19 protein-coding genes and 1 pseudogene are annotated in these 26,563 nt (G+C 65.3%); 17 read left to right on the top strand and 3 right to left on the bottom strand.

All coding sequences use genetic code 11. The features are described 5' to 3' along the window. The first annotated feature begins 22 nt into the window (after positions 1-22). The 15 genes and pseudogenes from FAZ98_RS06700 to FAZ98_RS06770 all read left to right on the top strand — a co-directional run bounded on the left by FAZ98_RS06700 (position 23) and on the right by FAZ98_RS06770 (position 21,119). Positions 23-1,060, top strand: coding sequence for a LacI family DNA-binding transcriptional regulator (locus FAZ98_RS06700; RefSeq protein ID WP_158949937.1), 1,038 nt, complete (start codon positions 23-25; stop codon positions 1,058-1,060). 210 nt (positions 1,061-1,270) lie between these two features. Continuing rightward, the gene (gene rbsK / locus FAZ98_RS06705) at positions 1,271-2,140 is read left to right on the top strand and encodes a ribokinase (protein ID WP_233272680.1); all 870 of its coding nucleotides are present in this window, start codon (positions 1,271-1,273) and stop codon (positions 2,138-2,140) included. 197 nt (positions 2,141-2,337) lie between these two features. Next, entirely contained in the window at positions 2,338-4,110 is a 1,773-nt protein-coding gene (locus tag FAZ98_RS06710) for a methyl-accepting chemotaxis protein (protein WP_158949941.1), read from the top strand. 470 nt (positions 4,111-4,580) lie between these two features. After that, positions 4,581-5,342, top strand: coding sequence for a 2-keto-4-pentenoate hydratase (locus tag FAZ98_RS06715; RefSeq protein ID WP_158949944.1), 762 nt, complete (start codon positions 4,581-4,583; stop codon positions 5,340-5,342). Between the two features lie 855 nt (positions 5,343-6,197). Then, positions 6,198-8,120, top strand: a complete 1,923-nt coding sequence (locus FAZ98_RS06720) for a PrkA family serine protein kinase (RefSeq protein WP_158949946.1) — start codon at positions 6,198-6,200, stop codon at positions 8,118-8,120. Between the two features lie 188 nt (positions 8,121-8,308). Next, positions 8,309-9,577, top strand: coding sequence for a YeaH/YhbH family protein (locus tag FAZ98_RS06725; protein WP_158949948.1), 1,269 nt, complete (start codon positions 8,309-8,311; stop codon positions 9,575-9,577). A 134-nt stretch (positions 9,578-9,711) separates the two neighbouring features. Then, positions 9,712-11,292, top strand: a pseudogene (locus FAZ98_RS06730) (SpoVR family protein); the annotation flags it as partial. 224 nt (positions 11,293-11,516) lie between these two features. Further along, positions 11,517-13,193, top strand: a complete 1,677-nt coding sequence (locus tag FAZ98_RS06735) for a SulP family inorganic anion transporter (protein ID WP_158949952.1) — start codon at positions 11,517-11,519, stop codon at positions 13,191-13,193. A 252-nt stretch (positions 13,194-13,445) separates the two neighbouring features. Next, positions 13,446-14,858, top strand: a complete 1,413-nt coding sequence (locus tag FAZ98_RS06740; RefSeq protein WP_158949954.1) for a GH1 family beta-glucosidase — start codon at positions 13,446-13,448, stop codon at positions 14,856-14,858. Between the two features lie 150 nt (positions 14,859-15,008). Beyond that, positions 15,009-16,250, top strand: coding sequence for an ABC transporter substrate-binding protein (locus FAZ98_RS06745; protein ID WP_158949956.1), 1,242 nt, complete (start codon positions 15,009-15,011; stop codon positions 16,248-16,250). Between the two features lie 125 nt (positions 16,251-16,375). Then, complete coding sequence (locus FAZ98_RS06750; RefSeq protein ID WP_407672054.1) at positions 16,376-17,212, top strand: carbohydrate ABC transporter permease; 837 nt, start codon at positions 16,376-16,378, stop codon at positions 17,210-17,212. After that, on the top strand, positions 17,209-18,126 hold the full coding sequence (locus tag FAZ98_RS06755; protein ID WP_158949960.1) for a carbohydrate ABC transporter permease: 918 nt from the start codon (positions 17,209-17,211) through the stop codon (positions 18,124-18,126). The genes FAZ98_RS06750 and FAZ98_RS06755 overlap by 4 nt, the downstream gene beginning before the upstream one ends. A gap of 9 nt (positions 18,127-18,135) precedes the next feature. Further along, positions 18,136-19,233 carry an ABC transporter ATP-binding protein gene (locus tag FAZ98_RS06760; protein WP_158949962.1) on the top strand — a complete coding sequence of 366 codons (1,098 nt, stop codon included), beginning with the start codon at positions 18,136-18,138 and terminating at the stop codon, positions 19,231-19,233. 42 nt (positions 19,234-19,275) lie between these two features. Then, complete coding sequence (locus tag FAZ98_RS06765; protein WP_199272305.1) at positions 19,276-20,286, top strand: substrate-binding domain-containing protein; 1,011 nt, start codon at positions 19,276-19,278, stop codon at positions 20,284-20,286. Between the two features lie 83 nt (positions 20,287-20,369). After that, a complete protein-coding gene (locus FAZ98_RS06770; protein WP_158949980.1) occupies positions 20,370-21,119 on the top strand; it encodes an IclR family transcriptional regulator in 750 nt (249 codons plus the stop codon). Positions 21,120-21,134: 15 nt separating this feature from the next. Here FAZ98_RS06770 and FAZ98_RS06775 read toward each other — a convergent pair whose 3' ends face one another. From FAZ98_RS06775 to FAZ98_RS06785, 3 genes are read right to left on the bottom strand one after another with little or no spacing between them, the layout of a single operon-like run. After that, on the bottom strand, positions 21,135-22,004 hold the full coding sequence (locus tag FAZ98_RS06775) for a citryl-CoA lyase (RefSeq protein WP_158949982.1): 870 nt from the start codon (positions 22,002-22,004) through the stop codon (positions 21,135-21,137). A 1-nt stretch (position 22,005) separates the two neighbouring features. After that, a complete protein-coding gene (locus FAZ98_RS06780) occupies positions 22,006-23,211 on the bottom strand; it encodes a CaiB/BaiF CoA transferase family protein (RefSeq protein ID WP_158949984.1) in 1,206 nt (401 codons plus the stop codon). A 32-nt stretch (positions 23,212-23,243) separates the two neighbouring features. Beyond that, positions 23,244-24,680, bottom strand: coding sequence for an MFS transporter (locus FAZ98_RS06785; RefSeq protein ID WP_158949986.1), 1,437 nt, complete (start codon positions 24,678-24,680; stop codon positions 23,244-23,246). Between the two features lie 466 nt (positions 24,681-25,146). On the opposite strand from FAZ98_RS06785, the gene FAZ98_RS06790 reads away from it, so the two are divergent. Further along, positions 25,147-25,986, top strand: a complete 840-nt coding sequence (locus FAZ98_RS06790) for a DUF2092 domain-containing protein (protein WP_158949988.1) — start codon at positions 25,147-25,149, stop codon at positions 25,984-25,986. A gap of 407 nt (positions 25,987-26,393) precedes the next feature. Then, entirely contained in the window at positions 26,394-26,561 is a 168-nt protein-coding gene (locus FAZ98_RS06795) for a DUF6515 family protein (protein WP_199272306.1), read from the top strand. Positions 26,562-26,563 lie beyond the last annotated feature (2 nt).

Genomic DNA, 26,563 nt, shown 5'->3' on the forward strand with positions numbered 1-26,563 from the left:
ACCAAGGCAGGGATTAACGAATATGGCGACGATCAAGGATGTGGCCGCCGTGGCGGGGGTGTCTTTCACGACGGTGTCGCATGTGGTGAACAACTCGCGTCCGGTGTCGGCGGACGTGCGGGCGAAGGTCGAGCGCGCGATCCGCGAGCTCAACTACGTGCCGTCGGCGGTGGCGCGCTCGCTCAAGGCGCGCGCGACCGCAACGGTGGGTCTGCTCGTGCCGAACGGCACCAACCCGTATTTCGCCGAGCTGGCGCGCGGCGTTGAAGACGCCTGCGCGCGCAAAGGCTACTGCGTGTTCTTCTGCAACTCGGACGACGATCCGGTCAAGCAGCGCAACTATCTGCGCGTGCTGCAGGAAAAGCGTATCGACGGTTTGATCGTGGCTTCGGCCGGCGACGACGACGTGCTGGCCGCGACGCTCGCCGACACGCGCGAGCCGATCGTGGTGGTGGATCGCAACATCGAAGGCCTCGACGCCGACCTCGTGCAGATCGACCACGAACGCGGCGCCTGGCTCGCCACGCGCCATCTGCTCGAACTCGGCCACGTGCGCATCGGTTGCATCACCGGTCCGGTCACGGCGGCGGTGAGCGCGATGCGCATGCACGGCTTTTTGCGCGCGCTCTCGGAGCGCGGCATCAAGATCCCGCAAGGCGCGATCGTCGAGAGCGATTTTTCGGGCGCGGGCGGTTATCGCGCGGCGGCCGAACTGTTCGAGACCATCAAGCCGACCGCGATCTTCGCGGGTAACGACATGATGGCGATCGGCGCCTTGCGCGCGGCCGCGGAGCGCGGTTTGCGCGTGCCGGGCGACTGCTCGATCATCGGTTTCGACGATATCGAGATCGGCAATTTCACGTGGCCGGCGCTCTCGACGGTGGGCCAGCCGGCCCGCGCGCTTGGCGAAATGGCCGCGCTCACGCTGATCGAGCGCATCGGCACCGAGCGTAAGGAAGGTCAGAAGGTGCGCCGCCGCGTGATGCCGGCGACGCTGTATCCGCGTGAGTCGACGGCGCCGTGGAGCGGCGAGGAAGATCGCTCGGCGCTGGCTGCCTGAAGCCGCGCGCGGTTCGGGCCATCGGCGCCACGATCGGCGTAAGGTGTGGCGGCGGGCCTGGCGCGCCGTCCTCGTGATACGGCGTGGCCAGCCGGCGCAAAAGAGACGTAAAGACAGACCCGACATTCGGCAGGAGACAACGCGAGGAGCGCGATCGTGGCGAGAGATGCGGGAAAGACGGCGCGTGTCGCCGTAGTCGGCAGCCTCAACATGGATCTCGTCGCGCGCGCGCCGCGCTTGCCGAGTCCCGGCGAAACGCTCGCGGGCAGCGCGTTCGCGCAGGTGCCGGGCGGCAAGGGCGGCAACCAGGCTGTCGCGGCCGCACGGCTTGGCGCGGAGGTCTCGATGATCGGCCGCGTGGGCTCCGACAGCAACGGCGGCATCCTGCGCGCCGGTCTGACCGCCGAAGGTATCGACTGCGGCGGCCTCGAAACCTCGCAGCACGCGCCCACGGGCGTCGCGCTGATCGTGGTCGACGACGCGAGCCAGAACGCCATCGTCATCGTCGCGGGCAGCAACGGCGAAGTCACGCCGCGCACCATCGCGCGCCACGAAGCGGTGCTCGCCCAGGCCGACGTCGTGGTCTGCCAGCTCGAAACGCCTCTCGACGCCGTGGCGGCCGCGCTCCAGACCGCGCGCCGGTTCGGCAAGCTCACCATCCTCAATCCGGCGCCCGCCACCGGGCCGCTCCCCGCGGCATGGCTGCCGCTCATCGACTACCTCGTCCCCAACGAACTCGAAGCCGCGACGCTCACGGGCCTGCCCGCGAGCACGCCCGAGGACGCCGCGCGCGCCGCGCTCGCGCTGCGCGATGCGGGCGCGCGCAACGTGCTCGTGACGCTCGGCGCGCAAGGCGTCTGCGCGCTGCTCGACGGCACCGCGCCCACGCATCTGCCCGCGCCCAGCGTCCAGGCCGTGGATACCACGGCGGCGGGCGACACCTTCATTGGAGCGCTGGCCGCGCGTCTCGCGGCAGGCGAGGCGCCGCCGCGCGCGATTGCTTTCGCGCTGCGGGCCGCGTCGATTTCGGTCACGCGCGCGGGCGCGCAGCCTTCGATTCCCACGCTCGACGAGCTGTGAAGCGGCGCAATTCGCACCAGCATCCGGGATCGTCTCGTTACTTCGTTTAGTTGTAAATACTTCCTACATTTCGTAGATCAATCCTCATACCGTATACATATTTCAAGTCCGCGAAATCGTGTGCCGTTAATGTCAGGCAAGGGTCAGCGCTCAACACCGGGCGACAACGTTCCTTCCATTGCAAGTACGGGACACACATGAAAAAGGGCATCAGCATCAAGGCGCGCATCGGCCTCACGATGGGTTTTCTCGCGGCGTTGATCGTCGCCATCAGCGCATTGGGGCTGCTCGGCCTCACGCGCTCGAACGACGCGTATCGCGATACGTTCACGAATCAGATGCCCAGTTCGCACGCGGTCAATCTCGCGGAGATCTACGCGGCACGCGAGCGTCTCGCACTCGACCGCGCGGCGTTCCAGCTCGGCACGCCCGACGCGGCCGCGACGCTCGATCGCGCGAAGGAGATGCGCGGCGTCTCCGACGAGTTCTGGAAGAAGTACATGGCGCTGCCGCGCGGCGCCGAGGAACAGCGCCTCGCGCAGGACGTGATCACGCAGCGCGACACGCTGCATCAGATCGCCGACCAGTTCGCGGCAACGGTCGCGGCCGGCGATCAGGCCAAGGTGCTCGAAGGCGCCAAGGCGCTCAAGAACGCCTACGACGGTCTCTCCAAGGCCGACGCAGCGCTCGACAAGCTGCAGATGGAGCAGGCCCGCAAGGGTTTCGAGGACGCGCAGGATGCGTTCGCCGAACTGCGCATCGCGGCGATCGTCGCGCTGCTGGTTGGCATTGGCGCGGCGGTGTTCTCGTTTCTCTCGCTGCGCCGCGCGATCGCGGAACCGCTCGGCGAGGCGCTGGGCGCGTTTCAGGCGATCGCCGCGGGCGACCTGCGCCGTCCCGTGGTGGTGCGCCGTCACGACGAAATGGGCGAATTGCTGGGCGGCGTCGCGCAGATGCAGCGCAGCCTGACGGACACGGTGCGCTCGGTGCGTTCGGGCACCGAATCGATCGCCACGGCCACGCGCCAGATCGCGGCGGGCAACACCGACCTGTCCTCGCGCACCGAGGAGCAGGCGAGCGCGCTGCAGGAAACCGCATCGAGCATGGAAGAGCTGACCGGCACCGTGCGCCAGAACGCCGATAACGCCCGCCAGGCGAGCGCGCTCGCCGCGAACGCCTCGGAGATCGCCAACAAGGGCAATGCGGTGGTGAATCAGGTGGTCGGCACAATGGGCGACATCAACCAGAGTTCGGCCAAGATCGCCGAAATCATCACGATCATCGAAGGCATCGCGTTCCAGACCAATATTCTCGCGCTCAACGCGGCCGTGGAAGCGGCGCGCGCGGGCGAGGAAGGGCGCGGCTTCGCCGTGGTGGCGGGCGAGGTGCGCAGCCTCGCGCAACGCTCGTCGGCGGCGGCCAAGGAGATCAAGGGGCTCATCGACACCTCGGTCGAGCGCGTGCAAGCCGGGTCCGCCCTCGTGGACGAAGCGGGCCGCACGATGAACGAGATCATCGGCGCGGTGCAGCGCGTGACCGACATCATGGGCGAGATCGCGGCGGCGTCGCAGGAACAGTCGGGCGGCATCGAGCAGGTCGCGCGCGCCGTCACGCAGATGGACGAGGTGACGCAGCAGAACGCGGCACTGGTCGAGGAGGCGGCCGCCGCGGCGCAGTCGCTCGAAGACCAGGCGGGGCGTCTGCGCGAGGCGGTGTCCGTGTTCACGCTCGACGAAGGCACGGTATCAACAGGATCGGCGGGGTTCAAGGCGGCGGCTGTGGCGCCGGTGAAGCCGCTCGGGCGTCCCGCTGCCGCTAGCGCCGTCAAGGCCGCCAGGCGGTCCGTGAGCGCGCCTGCGCCGCGATCGTCCGCCGCACCGGCCGCGAAGCCCGCTGCGAAGGTGGCGGAGCCAGTCATGGCCGCGCCGGCCGCCGTCGCCGCCTCGAACGACGACTGGGAAACCTTCTGATCAATCGGGCGCGGCGCGTGTCGCGCTTCGCCTCCCCGGTTCGTCGACTCGACCCGCAAGCCGCTGCCTCCACAGCGGCTTTTTTTGCGACTTTGACCCCGCCGTCGGCCTTGCCACGCGCCACGCAGGCGCGGTTACGGTACATTGTCAGCCGTGTCACGCGCACGGCCGCAGCGGCGTGCCAGACTCGTTCACCGCGAGCGTCACGCCGGTCAAACGGGCTTCGACCGGGCGGACGATGCCGCGGGAACACGGGCGCACGCATGGGCTCCATGAGCCGATGCGCGTAGCCAGCCAAGGGAGGGCGCGCCGCGCCATGCGAGACGGATTGCGAAAGCCGCCGGGCGGGCGGCGCGGCAGCGCGCAATCGTCGCAGCCGGCAGCCGGCAGCCGGGATACGGTGCAGAACGTAGCCGGTCGCAGCGCAGGCGACGCCAGGGCATCAAGACAGCACAAAAAAGGAAGCAGACATGACGCATGACGATCTCGCGCAACGCCTCGTGAGTGCGCGCCGCCAGCATCAGCTGATCGAAACGCTGGAGCCCGAACGCCTGCCGCCCGATGCGGCCACGGCTTACGCGATCCAGCAGGCCGTGATTGCCGGGCTCGGCACCACCACGGGCGGCTGGAAAATTGGCGCACGAACGCCGGGCGGCGCGACCTCGGGCGCGCCCCTTCCCGCGACGCTCGTGCAGGCCTCGCCGGCGCGGCTCGAACGCGGTACGTTTTTTCGCGTGCTGGTGGAGCTGGAAATCGCCTTCCGCTTTTCCGAACCCATCGCGCCGCGCGCCGAAGCTTACGCGCGTGACGAAGTGCTCGCACGCGTGGGGCAGGTGCTGCCCGCCATTGAAATTGTCGACAGCCGGTTTGGCGAATGGCCCAACGTCGCGCCGCTCGCCCAGCTCGCCGACTCGCAGAACAACGGCGCACTCGTGACGGGCCATGCGCAGCCTTACCCGACGCTCGCTCGCTCGCTCGACTTCGTGGCCCCCGAACTGACGCTGGCGTTCGACGGCGTGTCGATCTTGCCGGAAGCGCCGGGCAATCCCGCGGGCGACCCGCGCGAATTGCTGGTGTGGTTCGTCAACCATTGCGCCGCCATGGGTATCACGATCGAGCCCGAATGGACGATCACGACGGGCTCCTATACGGGCGCGCACCGAATCGATGCACCGGGTGTCCTGCACGGCGCCATCGACGGTCTCGGCGAAGTGGAAATCGAATTCGTTTAGGTCGTCGCATGCGTGGATCACGTTCGCGCGCAAAGGCAGGCGTCGAGCCCGCATGACGCGGCAGGTACCGCGCAATCGCAGCAACCACGCTCATCGCAACGAAGAAAAAGCCGCTGGCGCATCGCGCGCCGCGGCTTTTATTTTTTCATGCATGCGCGCGCCGATATGCGCGCACACTGTCACGCGCGTCATGGTCTTTGCCGATGTCGTGTCTCGTGCCAGAGCGGGAAAACCACTACTGACGTCATGGGTGTCATGAGTCGCTGTCACATGGCAATACGTAAGGGAATGCGCTGCGCGAATGCAATGCGCGGCAGGTCACCGACGACGGTGAAATCGACGCGTAAAACGGGAAAAAATTAAATGCCCACGCATGCTCGCGACAGCATGATTCGATGTGTCGCAAATCGGTCGCGAACCCGTCGAACCGCGAACGTTCAGCAGTCGCGAACAAAATAAAAACACTGCGTGTACACCGTCGTTGCGCTGATGCGTTGGATGAGAAAGCACGTTATGTCGCGCACGTGCCGGACAAATCGACGTAATAAGGGTAACGACGTACGCGATAACGCGAACGATGTGAAAGGTGTTAAGGACCTTAGGGGTGTTAAGGAGAGAAAACCGGAGAGCCCGGTCTGAAATTTGCACCAGCGGGGAAGATCATTGTAAGTCGTAGTCTTGCGGTCTTCCAAGCACTCAAAAAATGCGCGTCTTGAACGGCAACACAGTGGCAACATCCGGCGCGATTTATCGGTGCGAAAAATTTCAAAAGGGTTTAGGATGAATTTGAGCGATGTCGTTTCCGAATAGCGCGCCGCGCACGACATCGGTCCAGAATCTCGGCGAGGAGGTAGCATGGATATCTATAGCAGCTTCGCGACCCGCTTCGAAAAAACGCGAGAGGAGGAGTTCTCGCTCGAGGAGTATCTCGCGCTCTGCAAAGAAGATCCCAGTGCGTACGCTACATCGGGCGAACGCATGCTGACGGCAATCGGCGAACCCGAACAGATCGATACTCGCAACGATCCGCGCCTGTCGCGCATCTTTGCGAACAAGGTCATCAAGGTTTATCCCGCTTTCCGCGAGTTCTATGGCATGGAAGACGTGATCGAGCAGGTGGTCTCGTACTTCCGCCATGCGGCGCAAGGACTCGAAGAAAAGAAGCAGATTCTCTACTTGCTGGGCCCGGTGGGCGGCGGTAAGTCCTCCATAGCCGAGCGTCTCAAACAGCTCATGGAACGCGTGCCGTTCTACTCGATCAAGGGTTCGCCCGTGAACGAGTCGCCGCTCGGTCTGTTCGACTACGACGAAGACGGTCCCATTCTCGAAGAACAGTACGGCATCCCGCGCCGGTATCTGAGAGGCATCCTGAGCCCGTGGGCCGTCAAGCGCCTGCACGAGTACAACGGCGACATCCGCAAGTTCCGCGTGGTGCGCCGCTATCCTTCCATCCTGCGGCAGATCGGTATTGCGAAGACCGAACCGGGCGACGAGAACAATCAGGACATCTCATCGCTTGTCGGTAAGGTCGACATTCGCAAGCTCGAACAGTACGCGCAGGACGACGCCGACGCGTACAGCTATTCCGGCGGCCTGTGTCTCGCGAATCAGGGCCTGCTCGAATTCGTCGAAATGTTCAAGGCGCCCATCAAGGTCCTGCACCCGCTGCTCACGGCCACCCAGGAAGGTAACTTCAAGGGTACCGAAGGCTTCGGCGCAATCCCGTTCAACGGCATCATCCTCGCGCACTCGAACGAGTCGGAGTGGAAGGCATTCCGCAACAACCGCAACAACGAGGCACTGCTCGATCGTATCTTCGTGGTGAAGGTGCCGTATTGCCTGCGCTACTCGGAAGAGATGAAGATCTACGAGAAGCTGCTGCGCAACTCGTCGCTCGCGGAGGCGGTGTGCGCGCCCGGCACGCTCAAGATGATGGCGCAGATGTCGGTGCTCACGCGTCTGGCCGAGCCCGAAAACTCGAGCCTCTTTTCGAAGATGCAGGTGTACGACGGCGAAAACCTCAAAGACACCGACCCGAAAGCGAAGTCGTATCAGGAGTATCGCGACTTCGCGGGCGTGGACGAAGGCATGAACGGGGTCTCCACCCGGTTCGCATTCAAGATTCTCTCGCGCGTGTTCAACTTCGACTCGACCGAAGTGGCTGCGAATCCGGTGCATCTGATGTACGTGCTCGAACAACAGATCGAGCGCGAACAGTTCCCGCCGGAAACCGAGCAGAAGTACCTTTCGTTCATCAAGGACGTGCTGGCCTCGCGTTACGCGGAATTCATCGGCAAGGAGATTCAGACCGCGTATCTGGAGTCGTATTCGGAGTACGGCCAGAACATCTTCGATCGCTACGTCACGTACGCCGACTTCTGGATTCAGGATCAGGAGTTCCGCGACCACGACACGGGCGAGAGCTTCGACCGCGCGGCGCTGAACGCGGAGCTGGAAAAGATCGAGAAGCCCGCGGGCATCAGCAATCCCAAGGACTTCCGTAACGAGATCGTGAACTTCGTGCTGCGCGCGCGTGCGGCCAATGCCGGCAAAAACCCGGCCTGGATCAGCTACGAGAAACTGCGCGTGGTGATCGAGAAGAAAATGTTCTCGAATACGGAAGAACTTTTGCCGGTCATCTCGTTCAATGCGAAAGGGTCGGCGGAAGAACAGCGCAAGCATGAAGACTTCGTCAACCGCATGGTGGCGAAGGGCTATACGCCGAAGCAGGTCCGGTTGCTCTGCGACTGGTATCTGCGGGTGCGCAAGTCGTCATGACCGAAGAGGCTGTACCGTCTTCCTGCGCCGCCGCATGCGTTTCGCGGCGGCGCGCGAGGACCTCCGGCGGGGCGCAGGCCGCGTGGCCGTGAGCGGGTGAACGCGGCACGCACGATGGCGACAAACGCCACGGCAGCGGCACGTGACACTGCACCTCGCTCATTTGAAACTGGAGCGGGAGACTGGATGTGCTTCATCAAATCATCGACCGCAGGTTGGCCGGCAAGAACAAGAGCATTGCGAATCGCGAGCGCTTCCTGCGCCGCGTGAAAAACTACATTCGTCACGCCGTCTCGGAAGCGGTACGTGACCGTAGTATCAAAGACATTCAGAGCAACCAGAGCATCACCATTCCACGCAAGGACATTGCGGAGCCCTCGTTCCGGCACGGCCCGGGCGGGCGGCGCGAAATGGTGCATCCCGGTAATGCCGACTACATTCGCGGCGACCGCATTCCTCGCCCGCAGGGCGGCGGTGGCGGCGGCGGAAGTCAGGCGAGCAACGAAGGCGAAGGTCAGGACGACTTCGTATTCGAGCTGTCGCGTGAAGAGTTCATGCAGTACTTCTTCGACGACCTCGAATTGCCGCGTCTCGTCAAAACCCATCTCATGGCCGTGCCCACGTGGAAGAGCATCCGCGCGGGCTGGGCCGCCGAGGGCACGCCCAACAACATCGACGTCGTGCGTTCGCTGCGCAGTGCGCTGGGGCGCCGTATCGCGCTCGGTGCGCCGCTCGTCAACGAGTTGCACGCGCTCGAAGCCGAACTCGAGGCGCTCAAGGCCGACACCGCCGACCGGCGCCAGGAGATCGCGCTGCTCGAAGAGCAGATCCATCACTTGCGCGGACGCATCTGGCGCATTCCGTTCATCGACCCGTTCGACCTGCGTTACGTGAATCGCGTGAAGCAGCCGCAACCGTCGAGTCAGGCCGTGATGTTCTGTCTGATGGACGTATCCGGGTCGATGGACGAGCAGCGCAAGGATCTCTCCAAGCGCTTTTTCATCCTGCTGTATCTCTTTCTCAAGCGTAACTACGAGAAGATCGAGGTGGTGTTCATCCGCCACCATACGCGTGCGGAAGAGGTGGACGAAGACACCTTTTTCCATTCGACGGAAAGCGGCGGCACGGTCGTGTCGAGCGCGCTGGAGCTGATGAAAAAAGTGATCGAAGACCGTTATTCGCCGAGCGACTGGAACATCTATGGCGCGCAGGCTTCGGACGGCGACAACTGGACCGACGACTCGCCCAAGTGCCGCAAGATCCTGGCGGAAGACATCCTGCCGCAGGTCAGGTATTTCGCCTATATTCAAGTCACGCCGGAAGAGCAGAATCTGTGGCTCGAATACGCGCAACTCGCGCTTTCCGAGCCGGCGCTGGCCATGAAGAAAGTCGACACGGCCGCGGATATTTACCCGGTGTTCCGGGAGTTGTTCGAAAAGCAGGTGGAGCGCTCATGACGACACGCCATCTGCACAACGAGGCGCGCGGCTACGAGCCGGAGCGCCGGAAGCATGACGGCCACGAGACAGGGCAGGAAGCCGGGTCCGAGGCAGGGCAGCATGGCGGGGTGGATTCCGCCGGTACGCCCGAGCCCGCCGCCGCGGCTCGCCACAAGGAGCATGGGCTCGCCCAGCAAAGGGAAGTACACATGAACGTAGCCGACAGACGGCCGTTGCCGTGCCCATCCGACTGGTCCTTCGAACTCATCGAGGAATACGACACGCACATCTCGCATGTTGCGGAGCAATATGAACTCGATGTGTACCCCATTCAGCTCGAGCTGATTAGCGCCGAACAGATGATGGACGCGTATGCCTCGGTGGGCATGCCCGTGAATTATCGTCACTGGTCGTTCGGCAAGCATTTTCTCTCCACGGAGAAAAGCTACCGGCGCGGGCAAATGGGGCTCGCGTACGAGATCGTGATCAATTCCAACCCCTGCATTGCGTATCTCATGGAAGAAAACACCATGACGATGCAGGCACTCGTGATCGCGCACGCGGCGTACGGGCACAACTCGTTCTTCAAGGGCAATTACCTGTTCCGTCTCTGGACGGACGCGCACGCGATCATCGACTACCTCGTCTACGCGAAGAATTACATCGCCGAATGCGAAGAGCGCTTCGGTCTCGATCGCGTGGAGGAATTGCTTGACTCGTGCCACGCGCTCATGAATTACGGCGTGGATCGCTACAAGCGCCCGCAGAAGCTCTCGCTCGAACGCGAGGCCGCCATGCGTCGCGAGCGCGAGGCGTATCTGCAATCGCAGGTCAACGAACTCTGGCGCACGCTGCCCAAGACGCAGCAGCCCATTGCCGAAGATCCGGACGACCGCTTTCCGCCCGAGCCGCAAGAAAACCTGCTCTATTTCGCGGAAAAGAACTCGCCGCTGCTTCAACCGTGGGAGCGCGAAGTCATTCGCATCGTGCGCAAGGTGGGGCAATACTTTTACCCGCAGCGCCAGACTCAGGTGATGAACGAAGGCTGGGCCACGTTCTGGCATTACACGCTGCTCAATACGCTGTATGCGCAGGGCAAGCTCGAAGACGGCTTCATGATGGAGTTCCTGCACTCGCACAGCAACGTGATCTACCAGCCGCCCGTGACCAAGCCGTATTACAGCGGCATCAATCCGTATGCGCTGGGTTTTTCGATGATGAGCGATATCCGCCGCATCTGCGAAAACCCCACGGACGAAGACCGCAAGTGGTTCCCGGAACTGGCCGGCAGCCCGTGGCTCAAGGCGCTGCATTACGCCATGCGCAACTTCAAGGACGAGAGCTTTGTCGCGCAGTATCTGTCGCCGCATCTGATCCGTGAAATGCGCTTGTTCTCGGTGCTCGACGACGACATGCGCGACGCGCTCGAAGTCTCGGCCATCCACGACGACAGCGGTTACCAGTATGTGCGTCAGGCGCTGTCGCGGCAGTACGACATGCATCACCGCGAGCCGAACATCCAGGTGTGGTCGGTCAACACGCGCGGCGACCGCAGTCTCACGCTGCGCCACTTCATGAGCGACAACCGCCATCTTTCCGGCGACACCGAGGAAGTGCTGCGGCACATGGCGCGCCTGTGGCAATTCGACGTGTATCTGGAGAGCGTCGATGAAAACGGCACCGTGAGGAAGCGCTATGAATGCCGTTACATGCCGCCGCCCATTCGCGCATGATGTCGCTGTGATTTAACTACGGCATATCGTCAGGCGTCGTCGGCGTATCGTCAGCTTGCAAGGCCAGCCTCCGGGCTGGCCTTTTTCGTTTTCGCGCGCGCAAGGCGGAACTGCGCGCGAAGTCGTGCCAGAGCAGCGCGCCGCGCTACCATACTGCGCCAGCAACTCATAGAAACCCGAAACGAAGGAGCGCACGCGGATGCGGTATGTGAAAGGGAAGCGGCATGGCATTTGAACTGTTTCGCGGCGTGCGGCCGCTCACGAAGGCCGCGGCGATCCGCGACGCGCTCGCGGGCCTGCAACTCGCCTCGATGAACGTGCCGCAATTGCTGGGCTACGCGCGCATCGCGGGCATGCCGGCCGTGACCGGCCTGTACACGGGCTTCCTGCCGCTCATCGCGTTCGCGTTGTTCGGCGCGTCGCGTCATCTCGTGGTGGCCGCCGACTCGGCCACGGCCACGATCTTCGCGAGCCGCCTCACGACCATGGCCGCGCCTGCAAGCGCCGAATACGTCGCGCTCGCGGGCATGACGGCCTTGCTCACCGCCGTTTTGCTGCTGATCGCGCGCGTGTTCCGGCTCGGCTTTCTCGCGGACTTTCTCTCGCGCACGGTGCTGGTGGGCTTTCTCACGGGCGTGGGCGTGCAGGTGGGCGTGGCCATGCTCGGCGACATGCTCGGCCTCGACGTGAATTCGCGCCGCACGGTCTTGCAGATCAAGCAGATCGTGCTGCAATTGCCCGCCATTCACTGGCCCACGCTCGCGATCTCCGTGGCCGTGGTGGCCGCGATCCTGGTCTTCAAGCGCGTGCGGCCGCGCTGGCCCGTGCCGCTCGTCGCGGTGGTGGCGAGCATTGCGGCGAGCGCCGCGTTCGGCTTCGCGGGTCATGGCATTGCGGTGATCGGCCCCGTGGCCGGTGGTTTGCCGCATATCGGTTTTCCCGCGGTCGGCTGGTTTCAGATGATCGACCTGTTGCAGGTGGCGGCGTCGTGCTTCGTCATCATCGTCGCGCAGAGCGCCGCCACGAGCCGCGCGTTCGCGCAGCGCTACGGCGAACGCGTGGACGAAGACCAGAACCTGCTCGGGCTGGCCGCCGCGAATGCGGCCGCTTCGCTGAGCGGCGCGTTCGTCGTGAACGGCAGCCTCACGCAAACGGCCATGGCCGATCAGGCTGGCGCGCGCAGCCAGTTCGCGCAACTCGTGTTCGCGGGCGTGGTGGTGGTCGTGCTGCTGTTCCTGAGCCGCCTGCTCCAATATCTGCCGCACTGCGTGCTCGCGGCCATCGTTTTCACGATCGCGGCGGGACTGGTCAATCTGCGCCAGCTCGTCGACATCCGGCGTGAAAGCCCCGGCGAATTCCGCCTCGCGGTCACGACGGCGCTCGCCGTGGTCGTGATCGGCGTGGAAAACGGCATTCTCATCGCGATCGGGCTTTCGCTGCTGCGCCACGTGCGCCATAGCTACCGGCCGCACACGATGGTGCTCGTGCCCAACGACGCCGGCGAGTGGATGCCCGAGCCCACGCGCGCGGGCCAACTCACGGCGGCCGGCCTGATCGTCTACCGCTTCGGCGCGGATCTGTTCTATGCGAACGATCACTTGTTCGTCGACGAGGTGCGTCTGCTGATCGATCGTGCGCCCACGCCCGTGCGCTCGTTCGTGGTGGATGCGGCGGCGATCACGGACCTCGATTATTCGGCGGGGCGCAGCGTGATCGACCTGTGCGCGGAACTCGCCGAGCGCGGCGTGCAGGTGCTGTTCGGTCGCGTGAACCGCTATTTGCGCGCCGATATGGATCGCCACGGCATCACGGCCGTGGTCGGCGAGAAGCACATTTTCCCCACGCTGCACGAAGCGCTCGCGGCGGTGCGGCCCGACCTCGAATCGAAATCGGAAGGTTGACGCAAGTGAAGCAGGAGGACGCGCAATCGGCGGGAGTCCTGATCGATTGCGCAGGCGTTATCAGGCAAGCTTTACGTGGCCGATGCCAGCACGCGTGCGCCGGAAAATGTCACGAGGCGTCCAGACAAACCCCGATTGCCCTGGCGATTTGCGCACTGATATCGTGCGCCAGATGCGCTGTGGAAGCGCTTCCACCCACATAATCCGGCTTGCGATGCAAACTCGCGCCGGCGCACCCGTGCAGGAGGTTTCGTGACTCAGGACACAGCCGCCGCAGCGCAATTCGCAGCGCCCCCGGCTTCGCAAGCCGATCCGTTCACGCCGCCCGCGACCTCCGCGCTGTGGCGGCGCGATTTTCTGCTCGGCGCGGCCACGGCCGCGTATCAGATCGAGGGCGCGGTGCGCGAAGACGGCCGGCTGCCGTCGATCTGGGACACCTTCAGCGCGACGCCCGGCAAGGTGCTCGCCGGCGACACGGGCGAAACCGCCTGCGATCATTACCACCGCTGGGAAGCCGACCTCGACCTGCTCACGCAACTGCATTTCGAGGCGTACCGCTTTTCGATCGCGTGGCCGCGCGTGATGGACGAAGCCGGGCGACCCAATGCGAAGGGCATCGCGTTCTATCGGCGGCTGCTGGAGCGCCTGAAAGAGAAGGGCATCCGCACGTTCGCCACGCTCTATCACTGGGACTTGCCGCAGCATCTCGAAGATCGCGGCGGCTGGCTCAATCGCGATACCGCGTACCGTTTCGCCGATTACGCCGACCTCATGAGCCGCGAACTCAAGGGTCTCGTCGATTCGTGGATGACGCTCAACGAGCCGTGGTGTTCCGCGTATCTCGGCTATGGCAACGGCCACCATGCGCCCGGTCTCGCGAACGGCCGCTACGCGACCCAGGCGATGCATCATCTGCTGCTCGGCCACGGGCTCGCGGTAACCGTGCTGCGCGCGAACGACCCGGCATCGGCGAAAGGCATTGTCGCGAACGTCGGGCGCGGCACGGCCGATTCGCCATCCGAAGCGGACGTACGCGCCGCACGCCGCTTCGAGGTCCAGCACAACGCGTGGATTCTCGACCCGCTGCTCAAGGGGGAATATCCGCGCGAATTGTTCGAACTCTGGCCCGGCACCGAACCGCTCGTGCTCGACGGCGACATGGAAACGATCGCCGCACCACTCGATTTTCTCGGCATCAATTACTATTTCCGCACCAACGTGAAGAGCGACGGCGCGCACGGGTTCGTCGAGGCGCCGCCCGAAGGCGTCGAGCGCACGCAGATGGGTTGGGAAGTCCACCCGGACGGCCTGCGCGATCTGCTGACCGGCTTCGCGCGCACCTACGACAACCTGCCGCCGATCTACATCACCGAAAACGGCATGGCGTCCGACGACAGCGTGCGCGACGGCCGCGTGGACGACACGCAGCGCATCGCGTTCCTCAAGCGCCATCTCGCGGCGGTCAACGAGGCGATGGACGCGGGCGTGGACATACGCGGCTATTTCGTCTGGTCGCTGCTGGATAACTTCGAGTGGGCGTTTGGCTACGAGCGGCGCTTCGGCGTCGTGCACGTCGACTACGGCACGCAGGTGCGCACACCCAAGCGCAGTGCGGAACTGATCGCGCGCTTCCTCGCGCAGCGCCGCGCGCTCGACGTGGCGTGACGCGGCCGTCGTTTTCATCCGATATAACAAAGCATCACGCGTTTCGCGTTTCGCCTCTCGCAGCCGTTGCAGATCAACCCGGAACCACCGGGCTTTGCAGGGATCGGCACACTGGGCCCGAGCGCCCATGCCGACCGACCAGGAGACGCAATGAAGCACCATGCACCCGTTCTGCGCGGTATCGCGGCCGCGCTGGCACTGGCCGGCGCGCTCGCGGCCCACGCTGCCGAGCCGCTCAAGGCCAACGTGATTCACTGGTGGACCTCGGGCGGCGAGTCGGCCGCGATCAAGCAATTCGCGCTGGCCTACGATCAGGCGGGCGGGCAGTGGGTGGACAACGCGATCGCGGGCGCCGACCAGGCGCGCGCGACGGCCATCAACCGCATCGTGGGTGGCGATCCGCCCACGGCGGCGCAATTCAACACCTCGAAGCAGTTCCACGATCTCATCGACCAGGGACTCCTGAATAATGTCGATGCGGTCGCGGCGAAAGAGAACTGGAACGGCATCTTCCCCGAGTCGATCCTCACCGCGATCAAGGTGAACGGCCATTTCTACGCCGCGCCCGTCGACATTCACATGCAGGACTGGTTCTTCTACTCGAAAGCCGCGTTCGCGAAAGCGGGCCTGAAAGGCGAGCCGCAGAACTTCAACGAACTGTTCGCCGATCTCGACAAGCTCAAGGCCGCGGGCGTCATCCCGCTCGCGCTGGGCGGCCAGGCGTGGCAGGAGAAGATCACCTTCGACGCGATTTTCGCCGACATGGACCGCGATCTCTACATGAAGGTCTATCGCGACCGCGACGCGAACGCCGTGAATTCGCCCGCGTTCCGCAACGTGCTCACGACCTTCAAACGCCTGCACAATTACGTCGATGCGGGCTCGCCGGGCCGCAACTGGAACGACGCCACGGCGCTCGTCATCTCCGGCAAGGCGGGCATGCAGATCATGGGCGACTGGGCCAAGGGCGAGTTCTCGGCGGCGAAGCAGGTGGCCGGCAAGGACTTCGGCTGCTTCCCCGGCTTCGGGCCGAAGTCGCCGTACATGGTGGCCGGCGACGTGTTCGTGTTCCCCAAGACCGACAAGCCCGAGGCCGTGAAGGCGCAGCAACTGCTCGCCACGGTCATGACGTCGCCCGCGGCGCAGGCGGCGTTCAGCCAGCGCAAGGGCTCGATTCCGATTCGCCCCGACGTCGACATGGCGGGCTTCGACATCTGCGCGAAGGAGGGCATGGCGATCATGAAGGACAAGTCGCGGCAACTGCCGAATCCCGAAATGCTGATTCCGCCCGACGTGCAGGGCGCGCTCCAGGACGTCATCACGAACTTCTGGAACAAGAACCAGTCGGTGGACGACGCGCAAAAGGCCTTCGCCTCGGCGCTCAAGAGCTGAGCGGCGCCATGTACGCGGCCAAACTGCAGCCCGCCAAACGTCACGCCGGCGACGCGCGTTCGTTGCGGCCATTGCGTCCCTTGAGCCGGCGGCTCTCGCTCGCCGCGTGGATCGCGCTGCTGCCGATGGCCGCGACGGTGGTGTTCGCGTATCTCGGCACGATGCTCTGGACGGCGCGCGTCTCGCTCAGCTTTTCGCGCTCGCTGCCGTCCAACACCTTCGCGGGCGTGACGCAATACGTGCGGCTGTTCGACAACGACCGCTGGCTCGTCTCGCTGCAAAACCTCGTGATTTACGGCGTGTGCTTCATCGTGGCGTGCGTCGCGATCGGGCTGCTGCTGGCGATCCTCATCGACCAGCGCGTGGCGGCCGAAGGCGCGTTGCGCACGGTGTTTCTCTATCCGTACGCGATGTCGTTCGTGGCAACGGGGCTCGTGTGGCAGTGGATCCTCAACCCCGAACTCGGCATTCAGGCGGTGCTGCGCGATATCGGCTTCACGCATGCGCGATTCGACTGGATCGTCTCGCAACGCTTCGCGATCTATACGCTCGTGATCGCGACCGTGTGGCAGGCCTCGGGTCTCGTGATGGCGCTCATGCTCGCGGGCTTGCGCGGCATCGACGAGGAGATCTGGAAGGCCGCGCGGCTCGACGGCATTCCACGCTGGCGCGTGTACGCCAGCATCGTCGTGCCGATGCTGCGCACCTCGCTCTCCACGGCGTTCGTGCTGCTGTTCGTGATGGTGGTGAAGCTCTACGACGCGGTGGTCGCCATGACGCAGGGCGGTCCCGGCACCGCGAGCGAAGTGCCCGCGAAATTCATCATGGACTACCTGTTCAATCGCGCGAACATCGGCCTGGCCTCGGCGGCGTCGATCGTGCTGCTCGCCACCGTGCTCGCGATCCTCGCGCCGTTCTTCTACGCGCGCAGCCGCATGGCGCTGAAGGGAGGTCACGCATGAGCACGCTCTCCGGCAACGCGGCGAACCCGGCGCGGGCGCGGTCGGCCCGGCGCAAGCCGCGCCAACGCTTCACGCCCGCGCGCCTGGGCGTCTACGCATTCCTGTTCACGGCCGCGCTGTTTTTTCTGCTGCCGCTCTACGTGATGCTCGTGACCTCCGTGAAGCCCATGGACGAGATTCGCCTCGGCCATCTGCTCGCGTTGCCCGCGCACCTGACCCTCGCGCCGTGGCGCGACGCATGGGCGTCCGCGTGCACCGGGCTCGACTGCAACGGTATTCGCGTGGGGTTCTGGAACTCGGTGCGCATTGTCGTGCCGAGCACGTTCTTTTCCATCGCCGTGGGCGCGGTGAACGGCTATGCGCTGTCGTTCTGGCGGCCGCGCGGCGCGGGCGTGCTGTTCGCCATCCTGCTCGCGGGCGCCTTCATTCCCGTGCAGGTGATGGTGTATCCGCTCGTGCGCGTGCTGGCGTTCGTGCATCTGTTCAGCTCGCTGCCCGGCATCGTCATCATTCATACGATCTTCGGCATGCCCGTGATGACGCTGCTGTTTCGCAACTACTACGCCTCGCTGCCGCAGGAATTGTTCAAGGCCGCGCGCATCGACGGCGGCGGCTTCTGGCGCATCTTCACACAGCTCATGCTGCCGATGTCGGTGCCTATCATCGTGGTGGCGATCATCATGCAGGTCACGGGCATCTGGAACGACTACATTCTGGGCCTCGTGTTCGCGGGCACGCGCAATCTGCCCATGACGGTGCAGCTCAACAACATCATCAACACGACCACGGGCGAGCGGCTCTACAACGTCAACATGGCGGCCACGATCCTCACCTCGCTCGTGCCGCTCGCGATCTATTTCGTCTCGGGACGCTGGTTCGTGCGCGGTATCGCGTCGGGCGCGGTGAAAGGCTAGGAGCGAACCATGGGCAATCTCACCAACGTGGCCGTGCGCAACCTGCGCATCGAGCTGGGCGCGAACACCATCATCGACGATCTCGATCTCGACGTGCGCGCGGGCGAATTCGTGGTGCTGCTCGGGCCGTCGGGCTGTGGCAAATCCACCTTGCTGCACAGCATCGCGGGCCTCGTGGACGTGAGCGACGGCAGCATCGAGATTGGCGGCGAGGACATGACGTGGGCCGACCCGAAGGATCGCGGCGTGGCGCTCGTGTTCCAGTCGTACGCGCTCTATCCGACCATGAATGTGGAGCGCAACCTGTCGTTCGCACTTCGAATCAATGGCACGCCCAAGGCCGAGATCGAGCGCCGCGTGAAGCGCGCCGCCGAGATGCTGCAACTCGGGCCATTGCTCGCGCGCAAGCCCTCGCAGCTTTCGGGCGGCCAGCGCCAGCGCGTGGCGATCGGGCGCGCGCTGGTGCGCGAAGCCGACGTCTTTCTGTTCGACGAACCGCTCTCGAATCTCGACGCCAAGCTGCGCACCGAGTTGCGCCGCGAACTCAAGCAACTGCATCAGCAACTCGGTGCGACCATGATCTACGTGACGCACGATCAGGTCGAGGCGATGACGCTCGCCACGCGTATGGCCGTGATGAAGGGCGGCGCGATCCAGCAGTTCGGCACGCCCGCCGAAGTCTATGCGCGGCCCGAGAACCTGTTCGTCGCGACCTTCCTCGGCGCGCCGCCCATGAACCTCTTGCACGGCGCGCTGGAAGCCGACGAGGGCCGCTTGCGCTTTCGCGGCGCGCAGCTCGAGGTGGACGTTTCGGCTTATGCGTTCAAGGGCGTACCCGACCCCACGCGGCCTTGCGTGCTCGGCGTGCGGCCGGAAGACGTGCACGCGGGTACGGCCGTGCGCGATCGTGACGCCGTGCGGGAAGGGCGCGTGACCCTGGTCGAGCCGATGGGCAACCATCGCGTGTTGTGGCTCGAGCATCGCGGCGCGCCGATCGCCTCGATCGATCAGGACAAAGCGCCGCTCGCGACGGGCGCGAACGTGCCGTTCACCATCGACGCCGCGCAGGTTTCGCTGTTCGACGAAGCCACGGGCGCGCGCCTGTAATGCCAACCAACCCATGCTGAGCCAATGAAAGAGGAGCGAACCGTGGCGACTCTCAAAGACGTGGCGGCGCTGGCCGGCGTGGGCCTTTCGACGGCCTCGCGCGCGATCTCGGGCAACGGGCCGGTTTCGGCCGAAGCGGCGGCGCGCGTACAAGCCGCCATCGAGCAACTGAACTTCCGGCCTTCGTCGATCGGGCGCGCGATGGCCACGCAATCGCTCGGCATCATTGGCATTTTCGTGCCCACGTTTTTCGGCTCGTACTACGGCACGATCCTCAAGGAAACGGATACCCAACTGCGCGCGGTGCGCCGTCACGTGGTGGTCGCAACGGGCTGCGGCGAGGCCTCGCCGCGCGAACAAGCCATCGAGGCGGTGCGCTTTCTGATTGGCCGCGACTGCGACGGCGTGGCCGTCATCAGCCACGATCTGCACGACGACGATCTGCACATGCTGTACGGCATGCATCCGCGCATGGCGTTCCTCAATCGCCTCTACGAAGGCGCGCCCGACGCCTCGTTTTGCGCCGACCACTTTCACGGCGGCGAACTCGCGGCGCGCACGCTGATCGATCACGGTCATCGTGCGATTGCCGTGATCGGCGGTCCCGAAACGTCGTCCGACAACGCCACGCGTCTCGCCGGGTTCTTCGCCGAACTGGCGCGCCATGGCATCCCGCGCGACGCGGTGGCGCTCGTCGCCTCCGACTTTTCGCCCGAAGGCGGCTACGCGGCGGCACGGGCGCTGCTCGCGATGAAGCGCCCGTTCACGGGTCTCTTTTGCGCGAACGACACCATGGCGATGAGCGCGCTCGCCTGCCTGCAGCACGCGGGCCTGCGCGTGCCCGACGACGTTTCCGTGATCGGTTACGACGACGATTACTCGACGGCCTATATGGCGCCCGCGCTCACCTCGGTGCATATCCCCACGGCCGAACTCACGCGCAACGCGGTGCGCTGGCTCATCAACCGGTGCTACGGCACGCAGTGGGATATCGAACGCACGTTTCCCGTGAGCGTGACAATGCGCGCCTCGGTCGCCCGCGCGAAAGTCTGAGCGGCGAAACGGCGCAAGCTGCGGCGCACGCGTGAGAGACGGTAAAATCGGCGGGTTCTCAACCGCTTTCATCGCTCAACGTCATGCCCGCGCAAGATCCGGTCGCTCCGGCCAAGAAGGAAGAAGGTGTCGCCGTTATCGACCGCGCGTGCGCGATCCTGTTCGCGTTTCGTCCCGGCGACAACGCGCTCACGCTCGCCGAACTCGCCGCGCGCACCGGCCTCTATAAAAGCACCTTGTTGCGCCTCGCGGGCGCGCTGATGCAGCATCGCCTGCTGCTGCGCCTCGAAGACGGCCGCTATCAACTCGGGCCGGCCACGTTCGCGCTGGGCGCGCTCTATCAACGCAGCCTCAATCTCGGCGGCATCCTGCTGCCGCTCATGCGCGAGCTTGCCATTGCGAGCGGCGAGGGCGTGTCGTTCTATGTGCGCGACAACGCCGTGCGCGTGTGTTTGCATCGCGTGGATTCGCAGCACATGGTGCGCCATCACGTGCGCGAGGGCGACGTGCTGCCGCTCGAAAGCGGTTCGGGCGGCCGTGCGCTGCTGGCGTTCGGCGGCGAGCCCGGCGAAGTCTACGAGCAGATTCGCCGCGACTTTTATTGCGTCTCGGTGGGCGAGCGCGACCGCGAAACGGCGGGCATGTCGATGCCGGTGTTCGGCGTGCAGGATACGTTGCGCGGCGTGATTACGTTGGCGGGTCCGAGTTCGCGCGTGGATGCGGCGTTCGTCGAGCGCAACCTGAGCGCGCTGTTCGACTGCGCCGCGCGCGCCACCGACGCGCTGGGCGGCAACTCGCGCGCGCTGCGTGAAGCGCAACGCGCGCGCGGTTGAGCTTCGCCTGAAGCGTTACGCCTCGCCGAGATGCCGTTCCGGCGCGCCCGTGTAGGCATAGGCGATCTGGCGCGGCATCGGGCCTTTGTTGCGCTCGCCGCGCCCGCGTTGCTCCCACGCATGCGCGAGGATGCCCACGGCGCGCGACAGACAGAACACGCCGCGCGCGAGTTCGGGCGCGAAACCCAGTTCGGCATAGATCACGGCCGTCACGCCGTCGATGTTCATCGGCACGGGGCGATCCTTGCGCGCGCGCAGTAGCGCTTCGATCCCGCGCGCGATAGCCGCGTAACGGCCTCGAATCGCGCCGCTGGCCACGCGTGCGTCGACGAGTTCGAGCAGCCGTCCCGCGCGCGGATCGACGGGATGAAAACGATGGCCGAATCCCGGCAGATACTTCCCTTGCGTGGCGATGAACGCGTCCACGCCGGCTTCCACGGCGTCTTGCAGCGGGCTGCCCGCGTCGATGCGTGCGGCGATATCGGCGTAAAGCTCCACGGCCTGCTGACCCGCGCCGCCGTGCACGTCGTCGAGCGCGTTGAGCGCCGAGGCCATCGCGCCGTTGATCGGCAAACCGCAACTCGTGGCGATGCGCGAAATGGCGATGGAAGGCGCGTGCGGGCCGTGATCGACGGAGGCCACGAGCGCGGCCTCGAGCAGCGTGGCTTCGTCTTCGTTCGGCAATTCGCCGCGCAGCATCAGCCAGATCATCTGCGGAAAGCTCACGTTGCCGATCAGTTCCTGGATCGGATAGCCGCGTACCTTGATCGACCCCGGATGAATGTCGATGATCGAGGTGCTCCAATAGTCGGCGCACAGCGCGGCGAGGTCGGGCGCGGCGGGGTTGGGGCGTTGCGTGGCCTTCCCGGCTGTCTTGTCGGTCATGTCAGATCACTCCGTCTTGCTTGAACGCTTCGATGGCCGCGGCGTCGTAGCCGAGTTGCGCGAGCGTTTCCTGCGTGTGGGCGCCGAGCGTGGGCGCGGGCGTGGTGGGCGCGGCGTCGGCGTCGGCGAGCCGCAGGCCCGCGCGTGTCACGCGCTGCGGCGCGGCGCCTTGCGTGGTGTCGCCCGTGGCGAGTTCGCGTACGAAACGCCGTTCGGCCAGATGCGGGTGCGCGAGGATTTCCGGCACCGAGAGCACACGCCCCACGGGCACGCCGCGCTCCAGCAAACGTGTTTCCCAGTTCGCGGCGGTGTCGGCGGCGAGTGCGGTTTCGATCTCGGCCTTGAGCGCTTCGCGATGCAGCTTGCGCAGATGGCGCGCCGCGAAGCGTTCGTCGCGCGCCAGCTCCGGCCGGCCGATGACTTCGCACAGGCTTTCGAACTGACGCGTTTCGTTCGCGGCGATGTTCAGGAGTCCTGCGCCCGTGCGGAACGTGCCCGAAGGGGCGGCGGTGAAATTTTCGTTGCCCATGGGCGTGGGTTCGACGCCCGCGTTCAGATAGTTCGACACCACCCAGCCCATGGTGGCGAGCGTGCTTTCCAGCATCGACACGTCGAGCCGCCGCCCGCGGCCGCTCGTGCGCGCGTCGAGCAGCGCGGCGCATATGCCGAACGCGGCCGTGAGTCCGCCCACGGTATCGGAGACGGGATAGCCCACGCGCAGCGGCGCGCTTTCCCCGTCGCCGGTCACGCTCATCACGCCCGCCATGCCCTGAATGATCTGATCGTAGGCGGGGCGGCGGGAGAGGGCGCCGTCGTCGCCGAAACCGGAAATGGCGCAATAGACCAAGCGCGGATTCACTTCGGATAACTGATCGTAGCCGAGCCCGAGCCGATCCATCACGCCGGGCCGGTAATTCTCGACCAGCACGTCGGCGTCGCGCACGAGATCGCGCAGAATGGCCTTGCCGCGCGGGTCCTTGAGATTGAGCGTGATCGAGCGTTTGCCCGCGTTCACGGCCACGAACGACGCGCCCATGTTGCGCGCGGCGGCGTCCTTGTCGGCGCCCAGACGTCGCGCGAGATCGCCGCCTTCGGGATGTTCGACCTTGGTGACTTCGGCGCCGAATAGCGCAAGCTGATACGCGCAAAACGGACCCGCGAGCACATTCGACAGATCCAGAACGCGCACGCCGGTAAGTGGAAGCATGACGATGAAACCTCGTTCCAAGAGAGAAAGGATTAGCGTGAAATGTCGTCGAGCGCGCGATTCTTCGTGCGCGGCCCGAACAGACCGATCGCGGCCATCACCACGATCATCGCGCCCGTGATCAGTGCGAACACGCCTGGCACACCGAAGTGACGCAAGGCGAACGCAATCATGAAGCCCGAGAACATGGCCGAAAGCCGCGACATCGAATAGACGAAGCCGACCGCCGTGGCGCGCATGCGCGTGGGGAACAGTTCGACTTGGTACGCGTGGTAACCCACGGAAAGCAGGGTGCCGCCGAGCGTGATGAGCACGCCGAGCAGCATCAGCATGGCGGCGGAAGTCTGCATGGCGAACAGCGCGCCGCACACGGCGATGGCGAGCGCGGAGAGCACCACGAGCGTCTTGCGCTCGATACGGTCGGCGACCGCCATGCCGATGAGCGGCCCGAACGGATTCGACACGGCAATCACGAACGAGTAGAGCAGGCTGTGCGTGATCGTCACGCCCTTCGAGACGAGCAGCGTGGGCACCCACGACGCGAAGCCGTAAAACCCGATCGCCTGAAACAGGTTGAACACCAGCAGCGTCACGGTGCGGCGGCGATACGGCGGCTGCCAGAGTTCGGCGAAACGCGCTTTCCTGGCCGTGGGCGCGGCGTGGGTTTCTTGCGCGGGCGTAGGCAAGCGGCGGCCATATTCGCGCTCGACCCGCGCTTCGAGTCGCGCCAGTACGCGTGCGGCTTCCTCGGTACGGCCGCGTTGCGCGAGCCAGCGCGCGCTTTCGGGTACGCGGCGGCGAATGGCCCACGCGATCAATGCGCCCAGCGCGCCGATCATCACGACCCAGCGCCAGCCGTCGAAGCCGAGCGGCGCCTGCGGCACGAACCACCACGCGAGCAGCGCGACGGCGGGCACGGCCGTGTACTGCACGAGATGCACGAACGCAAAGGCGCGCCCGCGCATGTGCTTGGGCACGAGTTCGCTCACGTAGGTGTCGATGGTGACGAGTTCGATGCCCACGCCGATGCCCGCGATGAGCCGCCAGAGGTTGATCGCGGGCGCGCTGGTCTGCAGCGCCATGATGCAGGTCGCCACCGAATACCAGAGCAGCGACGCCGTGAACATCGTGCGGCGGCCGTAGCGGTCGGCGAGACCGGTGAGACAGAACGTGCCGATGAAGAGCCCCGCGAACGACGCCGCGACGAATGCGCCCAACCCTGAGAAACCGAAGAACGATGCCGTGGTGGTCGAGTACAGGCCGCTTTTCACGAGGCCCGGCCCCACGTATGCCGTGAAAAAGAGATCGTAGAACTCGAACCAGCCGCCCAGCGACAGCAGCAGGACGAGCGACCAGATCGCGCGTGTGGCCGGCAGGCGGTCGATACGCGCGTTGATCTGGGCCGCGCCCGCTAACGCGGCGAGGTCTTCTTGCGACGCATGGGTCGCGTCGACCGGCAGGCTGGACATCGTCATCTCCTGAATTTGTTTTCGTTCTATCCAATAGAACGTCGTTCTGAAATAATGAACCCATGATACTGCGCAGGCGGTAACCCACCGACCCAGGGCTTTTACGGAGGCGGGAAACGGGCGTGGTGCGCCGCGAACGGCGAGCGACTGACGACGGCGCGTTCGCATCATCGGGGGGGCAACGCTGGTAATCTCGGTGGGTGATCCTGAAGATGGGCGAGGCCGATGCATGCGCCTCGCCGCGTCGACGAGCATTCCGGCAGTGAATTTGCGCAGTGGATTTGGCTTGAATCCGTTTCAGCGCCGCGGCCATCCCGACCGATCGGGCGCACGTCAGTCAGGAGACGTCGTGAATAAAAATGTCTTCCCTGCAGCGCTTCACGTTCCGCTTCACATTCCGCTTCACATTCCGCTTCGCTTTCGGCTTCTTCGTTCGCGCTTTCATGCCCGCCGGGCTGGCGTCGGCATGGCGTTGGCCGCCGTATTCGCGCTGGGCGGCTGCGCCAACGCGCCGAACCCGCAACACGCCGCCGAGCCGTCGAAATCCAATGTGCCTTCGCCGCTGACCGAACTCGAGAACGGCACCTTCGACGCGGAGAACGCGAACGCGCCGCTCACCGCCGTCGATCCGCGCGCGACCGATGCGCTCGACGCGATGGGCGCCTATCTGCGCACGCTGCGCCAGTTCGAGGTGAGCGCCGAGACGTCGACCGACGTCGTGCTCGACAACGGCCAGAACGCGGCGCTGCTGCGCCAGACGGTGCTCAAGGTGAAGCGCCCCGACCGCCTGCGCGCCGACGTCACGGGCAACGGCAACACGCGCGGGCTCGTCTACGACGGCCGCCATTTCACGATCTTCAATGAGAAGAAGGGCTACTACACGCGCAACGACGCGCCGCCGACGCTCGACGGCCTCGTGCGCGATCTCGCCACCACGTGGCATATCGAAACGCCGCTCGCCGACCTGTTCTACTGGGGCAGCGACAAGAACGACGACGCGTCGATCACGGCCGCGCAGGTGCTCGGCGTGGAAAAGGTCGATACGCGCTGGTGCACGCACTATGTGTATCAGCAGGCGGGCGCGGACTGGGAACTGTGGATCGAGCAGGGGCGGCGACCGCTGCCGTGCCACATGGTGATCGCCGATACGACGCAGCCCACGCTGCCGCGCCACGTGGTGACGTATCACTGGAACCTGGCGCCGGCGTTCAATGCCTCGACGTTCACATACCGGCCCAAGCCCGGCGCGAAGGAAATCGAATTGAAACCGGCGGAAAGCGGGCCTTCGTTCGAGGAGGCGCAATGAGCTTCGATGCCAGGCGGCGGAGGGTTCCGGCGGCGCTGTTTCTGGCGCTAGCCGTCGCGGCGCAGGATGCGAGCGCGTTTCGCGGCATGGCGCGCACGAGCGTGCATCCGCTGGGCGGTGCAGGGCAGTCGCTCGGGCGGCCGGGTTTCAACGGCGGCGGCGAGCAGCATCATCCGGGGCCTGGACCTGGACCGAATCCGGGTCCGCGCCCTCCGGGGCCGCCGCCCGGACCACCGCCTGGACCTCAACCCGGTCCCGGGCCGCATCCACCGGGTCCGCCGCCTGGACCGCCTCCGGGACCACCACCGGGACCGGGCCCGCATCCACCCGGACCGCCGCCTCCGCCTCCGCCACCCGGCTACTGGGGCGGCGGCTGGTACGTCGATCCCGTTGCGGCGGCGGTCACGGTGGGCGTCACCGCGGCCGTGGTCGGCTCGATGGTCGCAACGCTGCCGCCGGCCTGCAGCGCGGTCATGATCGGCGGCGTGACCTACGAGCAATGCGGCGCGACGTGGTATCAGCCGATATACGTGGGCACGGCGGTTCAATATGTCGTAGTGACGGCGCCGCGCTGAAC

Origin of the sequence: Paraburkholderia acidisoli (genome assembly GCF_009789675.1) — a bacterium.
GTDB lineage: Bacteria > Pseudomonadota > Gammaproteobacteria > Burkholderiales > Burkholderiaceae > Paraburkholderia > Paraburkholderia acidisoli.

Bases quoted from the DNA above. Each gene is read 5' to 3' on its own strand.
- FAZ98_RS06700 (WP_158949937.1), top strand. From the start codon at position 23: ATGGCGACGATCAAGGATGTGGCCGCCGTGGCGGGGGTGTCTTTCACG.
- rbsK (WP_233272680.1), top strand. From the start codon at position 1,271: ATGGATCTCGTCGCGCGCGCGCCGCGCTTGCCGAGTCCCGGCGAAACG.
- FAZ98_RS06710 (WP_158949941.1), top strand. From the start codon at position 2,338: ATGAAAAAGGGCATCAGCATCAAGGCGCGCATCGGCCTCACGATGGGT.
- FAZ98_RS06715 (WP_158949944.1), top strand. From the start codon at position 4,581: ATGACGCATGACGATCTCGCGCAACGCCTCGTGAGTGCGCGCCGCCAG.
- FAZ98_RS06720 (WP_158949946.1), top strand. From the start codon at position 6,198: ATGGATATCTATAGCAGCTTCGCGACCCGCTTCGAAAAAACGCGAGAG.
- FAZ98_RS06735 (WP_158949952.1), top strand. From the start codon at position 11,517: ATGGCATTTGAACTGTTTCGCGGCGTGCGGCCGCTCACGAAGGCCGCG.
- FAZ98_RS06745 (WP_158949956.1), top strand. From the start codon at position 15,009: ATGAAGCACCATGCACCCGTTCTGCGCGGTATCGCGGCCGCGCTGGCA.
- FAZ98_RS06750 (WP_407672054.1), top strand. From the start codon at position 16,376: ATGGCCGCGACGGTGGTGTTCGCGTATCTCGGCACGATGCTCTGGACG.
- FAZ98_RS06755 (WP_158949960.1), top strand. From the start codon at position 17,209: ATGAGCACGCTCTCCGGCAACGCGGCGAACCCGGCGCGGGCGCGGTCG.
- FAZ98_RS06760 (WP_158949962.1), top strand. From the start codon at position 18,136: ATGGGCAATCTCACCAACGTGGCCGTGCGCAACCTGCGCATCGAGCTG.
- FAZ98_RS06770 (WP_158949980.1), top strand. From the start codon at position 20,370: ATGCCCGCGCAAGATCCGGTCGCTCCGGCCAAGAAGGAAGAAGGTGTC.
- FAZ98_RS06775 (WP_158949982.1), bottom strand. From the start codon at position 22,004: ATGACCGACAAGACAGCCGGGAAGGCCACGCAACGCCCCAACCCCGCC.
- FAZ98_RS06780 (WP_158949984.1), bottom strand. From the start codon at position 23,211: ATGCTTCCACTTACCGGCGTGCGCGTTCTGGATCTGTCGAATGTGCTC.
- FAZ98_RS06785 (WP_158949986.1), bottom strand. From the start codon at position 24,680: ATGTCCAGCCTGCCGGTCGACGCGACCCATGCGTCGCAAGAAGACCTC.
- FAZ98_RS06790 (WP_158949988.1), top strand. From the start codon at position 25,147: ATGGCGTTGGCCGCCGTATTCGCGCTGGGCGGCTGCGCCAACGCGCCG.